This is a genomic window from Actinomadura soli (genome assembly GCF_005889715.1).
GTDB classification, from domain to species: Bacteria; Actinomycetota; Actinomycetes; order Streptosporangiales; family Streptosporangiaceae; genus Spirillospora; species Spirillospora soli.
Map to the genome: position 1 here is coordinate 1 of NZ_VCKW01000241.1, position 12,586 is coordinate 12,586.

The 12,586-nt window shown below is 73.7% G+C and carries 10 protein-coding genes and 1 pseudogene; 3 read left to right on the forward strand and 8 right to left on the reverse strand.

Features of this window, described 5'->3' with window-relative positions; genetic code table 11:
* Positions 1–10: 10 nt before the first annotated feature.
* The 6 genes from ETD83_RS32705 to ETD83_RS32730 all read right to left on the reverse strand — a co-directional run bounded on the left by ETD83_RS32705 (position 11) and on the right by ETD83_RS32730 (position 7,123).
* Entirely contained in the window at positions 11–1,243 is a 1,233-nt protein-coding gene (locus ETD83_RS32705) for an ROK family transcriptional regulator (RefSeq protein ID WP_138649075.1), read from the reverse strand.
* A gap of 145 nt (positions 1,244–1,388) precedes the next feature.
* The gene (locus ETD83_RS32710) at positions 1,389–1,928 is read right to left on the reverse strand and encodes a DUF1707 and FHA domain-containing protein (RefSeq protein ID WP_138649076.1); all 540 of its coding nucleotides are present in this window, start codon (positions 1,926–1,928) and stop codon (positions 1,389–1,391) included.
* 153 nt (positions 1,929–2,081) lie between these two features.
* A complete protein-coding gene (locus ETD83_RS32715; RefSeq protein ID WP_138649077.1) occupies positions 2,082–3,311 on the reverse strand; it encodes an acyl-CoA dehydrogenase family protein in 1,230 nt (409 codons plus the stop codon).
* A gap of 59 nt (positions 3,312–3,370) precedes the next feature.
* On the reverse strand, positions 3,371–4,444 hold the full coding sequence (locus ETD83_RS32720; RefSeq protein ID WP_138649078.1) for a DUF3616 domain-containing protein: 1,074 nt from the start codon (positions 4,442–4,444) through the stop codon (positions 3,371–3,373).
* Between the two features lie 17 nt (positions 4,445–4,461).
* Positions 4,462–5,658, reverse strand: coding sequence for a cytochrome P450 (locus ETD83_RS32725; protein ID WP_230421343.1), 1,197 nt, complete (start codon positions 5,656–5,658; stop codon positions 4,462–4,464).
* A 76-nt stretch (positions 5,659–5,734) separates the two neighbouring features.
* On the reverse strand, positions 5,735–7,123 hold the full coding sequence (locus ETD83_RS32730) for a KamA family radical SAM protein (RefSeq protein WP_138649080.1): 1,389 nt from the start codon (positions 7,121–7,123) through the stop codon (positions 5,735–5,737).
* 142 nt (positions 7,124–7,265) lie between these two features.
* Between ETD83_RS32730 and kdd the strand changes: the two genes are divergently transcribed.
* Both kdd and ETD83_RS32740 read left to right on the forward strand, forming a co-directional pair.
* On the forward strand, positions 7,266–8,345 hold the full coding sequence (gene kdd / locus ETD83_RS32735) for an L-erythro-3,5-diaminohexanoate dehydrogenase (RefSeq protein WP_138649081.1): 1,080 nt from the start codon (positions 7,266–7,268) through the stop codon (positions 8,343–8,345).
* Positions 8,346–8,395: 50 nt separating this feature from the next.
* Entirely contained in the window at positions 8,396–9,727 is a 1,332-nt protein-coding gene (locus tag ETD83_RS32740) for a DUF2252 domain-containing protein (RefSeq protein ID WP_138649082.1), read from the forward strand.
* 16 nt (positions 9,728–9,743) lie between these two features.
* Here ETD83_RS32740 and ETD83_RS32745 read toward each other — a convergent pair whose 3' ends face one another.
* Entirely contained in the window at positions 9,744–11,393 is a 1,650-nt protein-coding gene (locus ETD83_RS32745; protein ID WP_138649083.1) for a PP2C family protein-serine/threonine phosphatase, read from the reverse strand.
* 145 nt (positions 11,394–11,538) lie between these two features.
* Between ETD83_RS32745 and ETD83_RS32750 the strand changes: the two genes are divergently transcribed.
* Entirely contained in the window at positions 11,539–12,336 is a 798-nt protein-coding gene (locus ETD83_RS32750) for an SAM-dependent methyltransferase (RefSeq protein WP_138649084.1), read from the forward strand.
* Between the two features lie 29 nt (positions 12,337–12,365).
* Here ETD83_RS32750 and ETD83_RS42980 read toward each other — a convergent pair.
* Positions 12,366–12,586 (reverse strand): annotated as a pseudogene (locus ETD83_RS42980) (hypothetical protein); the annotation flags it as partial.

Genomic DNA, 12,586 nt, shown 5'->3' on the forward strand with positions numbered 1-12,586 from the left:
GGGTAGGTGGTCAGGGGAGGGGGACCGTGCTGGAGAAGACCTCGTCGCGGGTCTCCCGGAGTGCCTGCTGAAGCGCCCCGGCCAGGACGGGGTTGCCCTGGACGGTGCTGAGCCGCACCTCGGGGCGCGGGATCGTCAGGCTGTGCAGATGCTGTTCGACGCGCGCGCGGAGCGGCTCCCCACCGGCGCGCAGGACGTCGCCGGTCAGGACGACGAGAGCGGGGTCCACGATGGCCACGACGGTGGCCAGGGTGACGCCGAGCCGGCTCGCCAGCTCGGTGAGGGCCCGTTCGGCGCGGGCCCCCGCGTCGGACGCGGTGCGCGTCCCGGCCGCCGCGGCGGAGCAGACGTCCTCGGCGGCGCGGCCGAGCGCGGTGGCGGCGTCGCGGCCGCGGAACCCGTGCTCGCGCATCAGCTTCAGCACGGCCGCGCCGCCGGTCAGGCTGTGCACGCCGCCGGTGTGGGTGCGGCGCACGTCCCGCATCAGCGGGGCGCCGACCGCGGGCATGTAGCCGATCTCGCCGGCGCCGCCCGTCGCGCCGCGGTGCAGCGCGCCGTTCAGCACGACGGCCATGCCGACGCCGTCGGCGACCCACAGCAGCACGAAGTCGCCCGCCCCGGCGGCCTGCCCGTCCGCGCGCTCGGCGAGCGCGGCGAGGTTCACGTCGTTCTCGATCGCGATCCGCACGCCGAGCCCGTCGCTCAGCGTCGCGACCAGGTCCGGGATGTGCCAGCCGGGGATGTGGGAGGCGTACCCGAGCCGCCCGGTCGCCGGGTCGACGGCGCCCTGGATGCCGATGACGGCGAGGCCGAGACCCGCGCGGGTCAGCCCCGCCGCGGCGGCGGCGCCGTCGAGCGCGGCGGCCATGCGGGCGACCACGTCCACGCCGGTCCGGTCGGGCGTCGGCAGCGTGTGCTCCCCGACGACCGTCCCGGCGAGGTCGGCGACGCTGACCCGGATGCGCGCCGGGGTGACGTCGGCGCCCGCGACGTGCGCGGCGGACCCGTTGATCCGGTACAGCTCGGCGGTGCGGCCGGGCAGGCCCTCGCGGATCCCGTCCCGGACGACGAGCCCGGCCTCCTCCAGCCGGGCGAGCAGCTGCGAGGCGGTCGGCTTGGAGATGCCGGTGAGGTCGGAGATCTGCGGGCGGGTCAGCGGCCCCCGGTCCAGCAGCGCCTCCAGCGCCGCGCGGTCGTTGATCGCCCGCAGCAGGCTGGGCGTCCCGGGGACGGGCGTGGACACGGCGGCGCCTCCGCTGGAAAGGCTCTTCGCGTGCAGAGCGTGGTCGCGTTAAGAAGGTTTCCTAACTTGGAGGAGAAAGTAAGGACTCTTAACGATCACGTCAAGACCCCGGGCCGGACCCGGACTTTCGCGGCGGAGGGGACGCTCAGGGCGCGGTGACGATGAAGCTGGAGTTGCCGAAGCCGACCTCGTCGCCGGGCCGGACGCGGGCCGGGCCGGTCAGCCGCCACCCGTTCACGCGGGTGCCGTTCATCGAGCCGAGGTCGGAGATCATCCAGCCCTCGTCGGCGCGGTAGATCTCGGCGTGGAACCGCGAGACGGTCAGGTCGGTGAGGATGAACTGGCAGCCGGGGGCGCGGCCGACGACGATGCGCTTCAGGTCGCCCGGCGGCAGTATGAACCGCGGCAGCCGCGGCGCCCGCCAGGCGGCCTCGATCCGCGCGGTCACCTGCGACACCGAGGACACGATGCCGGTCAGCCGGTTGAGGACGCGGTTGCCGGGCGGCAGGTCGTGCACGATGTCGGCCAGCTCGGCCTGGCTGCGGGCCTGCAGCACCTGGTCGACGCGGCGCTCGAACGTCTCGTTCGACATCCGGCCCTCGGCCACGCGGTCACTGAGGACGCGCAGCACCCGGTCCCGTTCCATGTCGGACGCTCTCACCGGGAATGAGGGCTGACCGTCCATAGCTGTGAGTATCCAGTCCCCGTCGTCGGCTGTCCAGAAATGGCCTTCGGACGAAGACGGGCGCTGAGCCTTCACCCGCCCTCCCCCATTTCGATGCCGCGAACGCCGCGGAAGTTCGCGGCGCGGTCACCGCGTTCGCCCGCGTGCCGGGGGTCAGCGGGACAGCAGGTCGCGGGCGATATGGGTGACCTGGATCTCGTCGGTCCCGGCGTAGATCTGGAACGACCTCGCGTCGCGGGCGAGCTGCTCGACCCGGTACTCGGCCATGTAGCCGTTGCCGCCGAACAGCTGGACGGCCTCCTGCGCCACCTCGCTCGCCGCCTGCGCCGAGTACAGCTTCATCGCCGACGCCTCGGCAAGGGTGGGGGCGCGGCCGGCGCGCTGCATCTCGATGTGCCGGAACACCAGGTTCTGCACGTTGAGCCGCGCGACCTCCATCTTGGCGAGCTTGAGCTGGATGAGCTGGAAGTCGCCGATCCGCTGCCCCCACAGCTCGCGCGTCCTGGCGTACTCGACCGACAGCTTCAGGCATTCCTCGATGACGCCGAGGGCCATGGCGGCGACGCCGGCGCGCTCGGTGACGAAGTTCTGCCTCGCCGACTCCTTGCCGCCGCCCTCACCCACCGCGAGGAGCCGGTCGGCGCCCGCGCGGACGTCGGTGAGGAACAGCTCGCCGGTGGGGGAGGAGTGCAGGCCCATCTTCCGCAGCGGCCCGCTCTGCTCAAGCCCCGGCATGCCCTTGTCGAGGACGAACGTGAGGATCTCCCGGTCGCGGGCATTGGGCGCCGAGCGGAGCTCGTCGTCTGAATGGTGGCGGGCCGGGGCTGGAGGACGGTCGTCGTCGAGTTTGGCGTAGAAGACGATCGTGTCGGCGTAGGGGCCGTTGGTGATGAAGGTCTTGCTGCCGTTGATGACGTACTCGTCGCCGACCTTCCTCGCGGTGGCCCGCATGCCGCCGAACGCGTCCGACCCCGAGTCCGGCTCCGTGATCGCCCAGGCGCCGATCTTCTCCATGGTGAGCAGCGGCAGCGCCCAGCGCTCCTTCTGCTCCGGCGTCCCGCGCTTCATGATCGTCCCGGCGGCGAGGCCGAGGCCGACGCCCATCGCCGCCACGAGGCCGGGCGCGACCCGGCACAGCTCGATCACCGGGATCATCGTCATCGCCGCGTTCCCGCCGCGCGGCCGCTCTTCGCCTCCTTTACGGGCGCGGAAGGACGAGCGGGCCAGCTCGTCCATGCCGAACGTCTTGTACAGACCGCGGAGCAGGTCGTACGGCGGCAGGTCGCCCGACTCCAGGGCGTCCAGGTTCGGCCGGACCTCCGCGTCGATCCAGCCGCGCACCGCGTCCCGGATCATCAGGTCTTCGTCGGACCACTCGATCATGCTCGCCTTACCCTCTCGCCGGTCACGGGACCATCCTCGCAGACGGCAAAAGCGAGCGCTTACTCGGGCAGCGTGACCACGTCGGCGAGGACGCCGCCGTCCGCCGTGAGCCGTTCCGGGGACGGGCTGTCGTAGACGACCAGGACGCGGGTGCCCGGCCCCTCGTCCAGGACCGCGATGCCCTCGGCGTGGTCGTCGCCGTCGCCGTAGGGGAGGTCGCCCACCACCTCCAGCTCGTCGGAGGTGACGATCTCGGCGGCGTCGGCCCTCACCGCGTTCCGCCACCGCACGACCCGCACGGGCCCGTCCAGGTCCATGCTGGGGCCGGTGAGGACGAGCAGGTCGTCGCCGTGCGGGCACAGGTCCCGGATGCCGAGGCCGCGCAGGTCGAGGAAGTGCGTGCGGTAGAGCTCGCCGTCGTCGCCGACCGGCAGCGCGCGGAGCCGCCGCGGGTCGCGCGGGTGGTCGCCGGGGCGGATCTCCACCAGCACCGCCCAGCCGCGCAGCACCGGCCCGCGGAACCCGATGTAGAGGCGGTCGCCGTGCGCGGCGACGCCCTCGATGTCGATGCCGTTGTCCTTGCTGGGGATGGACAGGAACGGCGCGAGGTGCGGGTCGTCCTCCAGCAGGTCGGTGAGGGAGTCCCTGTCCAGGCCGAGGACGGCGGCGGTGCGCTCGCCGTCCTCGCGGACGACGCCGGGCAGCCCGTCGTCGCCGGTGACCAGGGGGAGCCGCACGAGGATGAAGCGGTTGTCCTCGCGGACGACGGTGGCCAGCCGCTTGCGCGACTTCGCGTCGCTCTGCCCCGCCTTGATCTTCTTGCGCTTGAGGCTGTGCGAGCCGACCGCCCACAGCCAGCCGTTGGAGCGGGCCAGCCCCTCGATGTCGGCCTCCTCGCCCGGGCCCGCCGGCAGCGGGACGAGGTCGGCGAGCGCGACCGTGGCCTGCCCCTCGTAGGCGGTGACGCGCCCGTCGCCGTCCAGCGAGGCGGTGAGCCGCTCGATGGTGGCGGTCTCGTCGCCCGCCACCCAGAGGCAGCGGCCGTCCTGGCGCACGGCTGACAGGTTGGTGTGCGTCTCGGTCTCTCGGCTCTCCCGCGCGAAGCGCAGCTCGACCCGGCGTTCCACGATCATTGGGGCATGTTCCCACATCACGCATCCCACTGGACGTCCAGGCGCGGCGGCTTGCGGAAGACCAGGCCGTGCGGGCGGGCCGGGCGGGACGGGTCGAGCCGCAGGCCGGGCAGCCGGTCCAGCAGCGCGGTGAGGGCGGTCCGGGCCTCCAGCCGGGCGAGGTGGGCGCCGAAGCAGAAGTGCGGGCCGTGCGCGAACGCCAGGTGCTCGGCGGCGTTGCGCCGCCGCACGTCGTAGCGGTCGGGGTCGGCGAACACGGCCGGGTCGCGGTTGGCCCCGGCGAGCGACACGCGGACGAGGTCGCCCGCGCGGATCTCCGTCCCGCCGATCGCGGTGCCGCGGGTGGCGTACCGGTCGACGACGGACGCGGACGGCTCCAGCCGCAGCGACTCCTCGATCGCGGCGGGCAGCAGGTCCCGGTCGGCGAGGACGAGCCCGAGCTGGTCGGGGTGCCCGAGCAGATGCAGGGCCGCGTTGGCGATCATGCCCTCGGTGGTGTCGATGCCGCCGAACATCAGGATCGCTGCGTTCGCGACGACCTCGGCGGTCGTCAGCCCCGCCTCGTCGTGCGCGGCCTCGGCCAGCAGCGACCCGGGACGCGACGCGCTGATCGCCTCCCGCACCGCCGCGGTGAGCAGCCGGTAGGCGTCCCCCGACGCGGGCGGCGCGGTGCCGCCCGCCGTGATCGCGGAGACGGCCTCGACGAACGCGCCGTACCAGGACCGGACGGTCGCCGCGTCCACGCCGTCCAGCCCGAGGGCCTCGGCGACGACCGCGACGGCCAGCGGCCCGGCCAGCTCGCCGCGCAGCTCGGCCCGGTCTGCCGGGGCGATCCCGTCGACGAGCCGCGCGGTCTCGGCCTCGACGAACGCGGTGAACCGCGCCCTGGTCCTCGCGGGACGGAACGGGCGGGCGAACGGGTCGCGGTGGCGGGTGTGGACGGGCCCGTCCAGCGACAGCATGCTCGGCCCGACGACCCGCGCGGTGGAGAAGCGCGGGTCGTCCACGGTGAACGCGGCCGCGTCGCGCATGACCCGCAGCGCCAGGTCGCGGGACGTCACCAGCCAGCCGCCGAGCGCCGGCAGCCAGGAGACCGGTTCGCGCTCGCGCAGCCGTGCCAGGTGCGGGTGCGGGTCGTCCTCCAGATCGGCGGCCGTGAGGGCCGCGCCGAGCGGGAACCGGCAGGTCAGGTCGGAGTCGGAGGAGGCCGTCACGCACCCGAGCATAGGCGGGCCCGTTCCTGATCTACAACGTAAAGGCGCCGGGCGGGAACGCTCGAGCGAGACGCGCTCAGGCGGCCTCCGCCTGCTGCCGCCACCATTCACGGCCGCGCTCCGGCAGCGTGTAGATCGGGTCGTGGTACTCGTACCGCCGGGTCAGCGCGTCCGGGTCGGACGCCTCCAGCCCGGTGCGGTAGTTCTTCGTCCAGTAGGAGATCCCGCGCTCGCGGTCGTAGTCGGCGAGCTGGTGCACCCAGCGCTTGCCGACGTAGGGGACGTCGCAGACGATCCGCGGGGTGGCGAAGCCGGGCAGGTAGCCCATGATCGCGTGCTGCAGCTCCTGCGCCTCCCAGACCGCGAGCCGCCAGTGCTCGCTGTAGGGGATCATGTCGCACATGTACAGGTAGTACGGCATGATCGCGGCCTCGTCGAGCAGCGCGAACGACAGGTCGAGCAGCTCGGCGGGGGAGTCGTTGACGCCGCGCAGCAGCACTCCCTGGTTGCGGACGTCGCGGATCCCGGTGTCGAGCATCGCGCGGGCGGCCTTCGCGACGAGCGGCGTCACCGACCGGGCGGCGTTGACGTGGGTGTGGATCGCGATCTGGACGCCGCGCTCGTGCGCCGTCGCGGCGAGGCGCTCCATGCCGGCGCGGACGTCGTCCTGCAGCCAGTGCTGCGGCAGGCCCATGAGCGCCTTGCTGGCCAGGCGGATGTCGCGGATGTTGTCGATCTCCAGCAGGGCGGCGACGAACGACTCCAGCCGCGGCCACGGCATGTTGGCGACGTCGCCGCCGGAGACGACCACGTCGCGGACGCCGGGCGTGCGGCGCAGGTAGTCGAGCATGGCGCCGAGCCGGTCCGGCGGCTTGACGGTGAACTTGTGCTTGTCGACGTTCGGGGTGGAGTTGCCGACCAGGTCCATGCGGGTGCAGTGGCCGCAGTACTGCGGGCAGGTCGGCAGGATCTCGGCCAGGACCTTGGTGGGGTAGCGGTGCGTGAGGCCCTCGACCGCCCACATCTCGGCCTCGTGCAACGAGTCGCGCGCGGCGTGCGGGTGGGACGGCCAGTCGGTGCGCCGGTCGCTGAACACCGGGAGCATGTAGCGCCGCACCGGGTCGGCGTGGAAGGCGTCGGTGGACGAGGAGTCCATCGTGTTCAGCATCTGCGGGGGCAGCAGCATCGACATCGTCGCGCGCTCGGCCTGGTCGCGTTCCAGGTCGGCGTAGAACGACTCGTCCAGCAGGTCGCCCATCACCTGGCGGAGTTGCCGCAGGTTCTTCACGCAGTGGGCGCGCTGCCACTGCGCCGACTCCCACTCGTCCTGCGTGACGTCCCGCCATCCGGGGATCCGCCGCCAGTCGGGCTCCTCCAGGGGCCGGCGCCGGTACACGTAGGGCTGGCGTGCGGTCTCCTCGGAAAGGACGGGTCCGTCCTTGTCCGGATGCAGGGCAGTGGTCATGGCCGGCCGCCTCCTCGCCTCACATTGATCGCATAAAACTCTTGTACAGCGCCGACGTTACGGGAAGACTTTCGATGAAACCAGTGGTACCCGGTACATCTTACGTAACGCCATCGAGTTGGACGGAGAGGCGGGGACGGCGATGAGCGACGGCGGGGGCGCCCAGGCCGGCCGGGGCGGCCGGAGCGGTACGGGCTCGGCGGTGGGGCTGCACCGGGTGCTGGAGCCCGCGGGAGTGCTCCCGCAGGCCGCGCTGCGGCTGGACCCCGACCCCCGGATCCGCCCGGACGAGATCCGCATCGCCGTCGAGCGCCTCAACCTGGACGCCGCGTCCTACCGGCAGCTGCACACCGCGCACGGCGGCGACCCGGACGCGATCCGGGCCGACGTGCTGCGGATCGTCGGCGAGCGCGGCAAGATGCACAACCCGGTGACCGGGTCGGGCGGCATGCTCGTCGGCGTCGTCGACGAGGCCGGGCCCGATTCGCCGCTCGGCCTCGAGCCCGGCGACCGCGTCGCGACGCTCGTCTCGCTCACCCTCACCCCGCTGGCCATCACCGACGGCCTGGCCCGCTGGGACGGGCGGTCCGAGCAGGTGCCCGCCGAGGGCCACGCCATCCTGTTCGCCCGGTCGATCGCCGCGGTGCTGCCCGGCGACCTGCCGGTGCCGCTGGCGCTCGCCGTCATGGACGTGTGCGGCGCGCCCGCCCTCACCCACCGCGTCGTCGCGTCGCGGCCGGGCGCGCCCTCCGTGGCGGTGCTCGGGGCGGCGGGCAAGAGCGGCTGCCTGGCGCTGGCCGCCGCGCGCCGCGCCGGCGCGTCCCGCGTGGTCGGCCTCGTGCCGACCGCCGAGGAGGAGGACAAGCTGGCGGCCACCGGCCTCGCCGACGCCGTCGTCCGCGCCGACGCCCGCGATCCCGTCGCCGTCGCCGCCGCGATCGGGGACCCGGTGGACGTCACCGTCGTGTGCGTGGACGTCCCCGGCTGCGAGCACGGCGCGATCCTGGCGACCGCGCCCGGCGGCACCGTCGTGTTCTTCTCGATGGCGACGTCGTTCCCGGCCGCGGCGCTCGGCGCCGAGGGGCTCGCCGCCGACGTGACGATGCTCATCGGGAACGGCTACGTCCCCGGGCACGCCGGGGCGGCGCTGGACCTGGTGCGGTCCGAACCGGCCGTCCGTGCGCTGTTCACCTCCAGGACCGGGGACGATTCGGCACAATGACCGGGAACGCCCCGGACGCGGCGGGGAATCCGATCATTGAGGGAGACGGCATGGGGAGCATCACCGAGGAGCTGCGCGGGCGGGACCCGAAGGAGCGCCGGGCGCAGATCGTCGACGTCCTCGTCGACGCGTTCTCGGACCTGATGGAGCGCAGCCCCGCCGAGTTCCGCCGCCGCTTCCGCACGATGGCCTCCGACCCGTTCGCGTTCTACCGGGGCAGCGCCTGCCTGTTCTACGCCGACATCATCGGCGACGACGACCCGTGGGCCGACGAGCGCACGTCCCGCGTGTGGATCCAGGGCGACCTGCACGCGCAGAACTTCGGCACCTACATGAACGACGACGGCGTGTTCGTCTTCGACGTCAACGACTACGACGAGGCCTACGTCGGGCACTTCACCTGGGACGTCAAGCGGCTCGTGGCGAGCCTGGCGCTGCTGGCCTGGCAGAAGGCGATCTCCGACGCCGACATCCGGCGGCTGATCGAGACCTATGTGCGCGCCTACGTCGACCAGGTCCGCCGGTTCGCCGCGCACGACGGGGACGAGAGGTTCGCGCTGACGCTCGACAGGACCGACGGGTACGTCCGGGACGTGCTGGTCGCCGCGATGGGCGGCACCCGGATCGGGCTGCTGGCCGGCATGACGGAGGTGTCCGGGCCCGACCGGCGGTTCCGCGACCGTCCCGGCGTGCGGCGCCTGGACGACGCCGAGCGTGCCGAGGTCGAGGCCGCCTACCAGGAGTACCTGACGACGATCCCGGCGGAGAAGCGCTTCGGCAGCCTCACCTACCAGGTCAAGGACATCGTCGGCGCGTCCGGGTTCGGCATCGGGTCCGCGGGGCTGTCGGCGTACAACATCCTGGTGGAGGGGAACACGCAGGCGCTGGAGAACGACGTCGTCCTGTCGATGAAGCAGGGCAACATCGCCGCCGCGAGCCGCGTCGTCGACGACCCCCGCATCGCCCGGTACTTCCAGCACCACGGGCACCGCACCGCCGTGTCGCGGCGGGCGCTGCAGGCCAACAGCGACCCGTGGCTCGGCCACACCCAGATCGGCGGCGTCGGCTACGTCGTCCAGGAGCTGTCCCCCTACGAGGAGGACCTCGACTGGAGCGGCCTCAGCGAGCCCGAGGACATGCTGTCGCTCCTGGACGACCTGGGCCGCGCCACCGCCAAGGTGCACTGCGTGTCCGACACCGACTCCGACCACACGCTGGTCGGCTTCCAGGTCGAGGACGCCATCGACGCGGTGATCGGCCCGGACGAGTCCGCGTTCGTCGCCGCGATGGTGGCCTTCGGCACGCAGTACGCCGAGATCGTCCGCGACGACCACACCTACTTCGTGGACGCGTTCCGCAACCACGAGATCCCCGGACTGTAGGGGCGGGCCCGGCGGGTCAGGCCGGGCGGATCAGCAGAAGCGCGATGTCGTCGCGGCCGCGCTGGTCGGACAGCAGGGCGAGGACGCCGTCGGCGGTCTCCTCCGGCGTGCCCGACCGGGACGCGGCCAGGGCGGACGCCAGCCGGGCGATGCCCTCGTCCACGTTGCGCCGCCGGCTCTCGACGAGGCCGTCGGTGTAGAGGGCGAGGGTGGCGCCCGCCGGGATCGTCTCCGTGACCTGCTCGTACTCGGGCGGGTGCGCCCGGTCGGACACGCCGAGCGGGAGGCCGCGCGGGGCCGCGAAGTGCCGCACCGTCCCGTCGGGGAGCGCCAGCAGCGGTGGCGGATGCCCCGCGCAGGCCACCTCGCAGCGCCCTGTCGCCGGGTCGCAGACCAGGCACAGGCAGGTCGCGAACTGGGCGGCGTGCAGGTCCTGCGCGATGGCGTCGAGGCGCTCCAGCACCTCGGCGGGCCCGAACTCGCAGCTGGCCAGCGTGTGCGCGGCGACGCGCAGCTGCCCCATCGCCGCGGCGGCGGTGACGCCGTGGCCGACCGAGTCGCCGATCACGACGGCGATCCGGCCGCCGGACAGCGGCACGGCGTCGTACCAGTCGCCGCCGACGCCGCTGCGGGCCGGCAGGTAGCGGTGCGCGATCTGCAGGCCGGGCGGTGCGGCGATCGCGGCGGGCACCAGGCTCGACTTCAGCACGGTGGCGGTGCGGTGCTCGCGCCGGTACTGGCAGGCGTTGTCGATGCACGTCGCGGCGCGCGCGGCGAGCTCGGCGGCCAGGGCCGCGTCGGCGGTGGCGAACGGCAGCCGGCCGCGCTTGCGGCTGAACACCGCGAACCCGAGCGCCCGGCCTCGCGCCACCAGCGGAACCGCCAGCAGCGACACGTGGTCGAGGAGGCCCTCGATGAGGCGGCCGGTGCGGTGCGCGAGGGTCTTCTGGACGGTGTCGCCCCCGAACTCGACCATGCGCCCGGTGGCCAGGCACCGCGCGTACGGGGTGGACGGCGGGTAGACGATCACCTCGTTGACGGGGAACTCGCGGGACCATCCGCGCGGGTCGTCCTCGGCGAACGCGACCGCCAGGCGCCGCACGACCGCCGGGCCGGCGGCCTCCCCGCCGCCGGCGCCGGCCGCGGTGGTCTCGGCGGCGGGCCGGTCGTCGTCGGCGAGGAGCCGCTCCAGCACGTAGATGGCGCCGGCGTCGGCGAACCTCGGGACGGCGACGTCGACGATCTCCCGGGCCGTCGGGTGCAGCTCCAGGGTCGAGCCGATGCGGCGGCCCGCCTCGCTCAGCAGCTCCAGCCCGCCCGCCCACGGCGGTGACACCGTCAGCGCGACGGCGGCGCCGCCGCCCTCGACGGTCATCGGCTCGCAGGCCACCGCCAGGCCGTTGCCCGTCCCCGCGCCTTCTGGCAGGGGCAGCACGCCGCACCACGGGCGGCCCTCGGCGGCGCGTTTGAGCGCGGCCATGAGCGGCCGGGCGGCGTCGGTCCCGCCGAGCAGGCCGTCCAGCAGATCGGTGAGCGGGGCCCCGACGGCGTCGCCCGCGCCGCGGCCGAACAGGCGGGCGGCGCCCTCGCTCCAGCCGGTGATCCTCCCGTCCGGGGTCAGCAGGACGGTCACCGGCGCCGCCTGCCGCGGGCGTCTTTCGGACACGACCTTCACTGTTCCGTATGCCGGACGGTTCCGCATACGGGAGTTTGCGTATTTTGGAAGTTATGTACGGCGGAGACCGTCCGGGCGGAACCGCGTTACGCTGAGGCCCGCGGACGGCACCCTTCGCCCGACAGGGAGACGATGCATGGGCTCCGAGTGGATTCCCCCCGAGGTCGACAGCCGGCGGCCGAGCGTCGCGCGGGTCTACGACTACCTGCTCGGCGGTGACCACAACTTCGCGTCCGACCGGGACCTCGCCACCGGGCTGCTGCGGGTCGAGCCGCAGGCGCGGGAGCTCGCGCAGGCGAACCGGGCGTTCCTGCGGCGCGCGGTCCGCACGATCGCCGAGACGGGCATCGACCAGTTCGTCGACATCGGCTCCGGCATCCCCACGCAGGGGAACGTGCACGAGGTCGCGCAGCGCGTGAACCCGGACGCGCGGGTGGTGTACGTCGACAACGACGACGTGGCCGTGGCGCACAGCCGCACCATCCTGGCGGGCAACGACCAGGCGGCGGTCCTGCACGCCGACATGCGGAGCCCGGAGGACATTCTCGCCGACCCCGCGCTGAAGGGGCTGCTCGACCTGTCCAGGCCGGTCGCGTTCCTGCTCGTCGCGGCGCTGCACCTGGTCAAGCACGAGGAGGACCCGGCCGCGATCGTCGCCGCGCTGCGGGACGCCGCCGCGCCCGGCAGCCATCTGGTGATCTCCCACCTGACCCACGAGGCGGAGCCGGGGAAGACCGCGGCGATCGGCAAGCTGTACGACCGGGCGAGCTCACCGGCCGTGTCCCGCTCGCACGCGGAGATCCTGCGGTTCTTCGACGGCTGGGACGTGCTGGACCCGGGCCTTGTGTACGTGCCGCAGTGGCGTCCGGACGAGGGCGAGACCGTGGACGACCCCGAGCGCTTCCTGGTGCTGGGCGGCGTCGGCCGGCGCTAGCGCCGGGCCGGTGCCCGGGCGGCGCCGGGTCAGCGGGCGAAGGCGATGGCCGCGCCCGCGCTGACGACGATCGCGATGACCGCCAGGACCAGCGAGGTGCTGAGCGGGTCGCGGCGCCGCGGCGGCGTCGGCTCCGCGCGCGGCGCCGTGTGCGCGGGGGCGGGCTCGGCCTCCTCCGGCGGTGACGGCTGCGGGCGCGGCCGGGGAGGCTGCGGGGGAGCGGGCGGACGCGCCGTCACGGGCCGGGTAC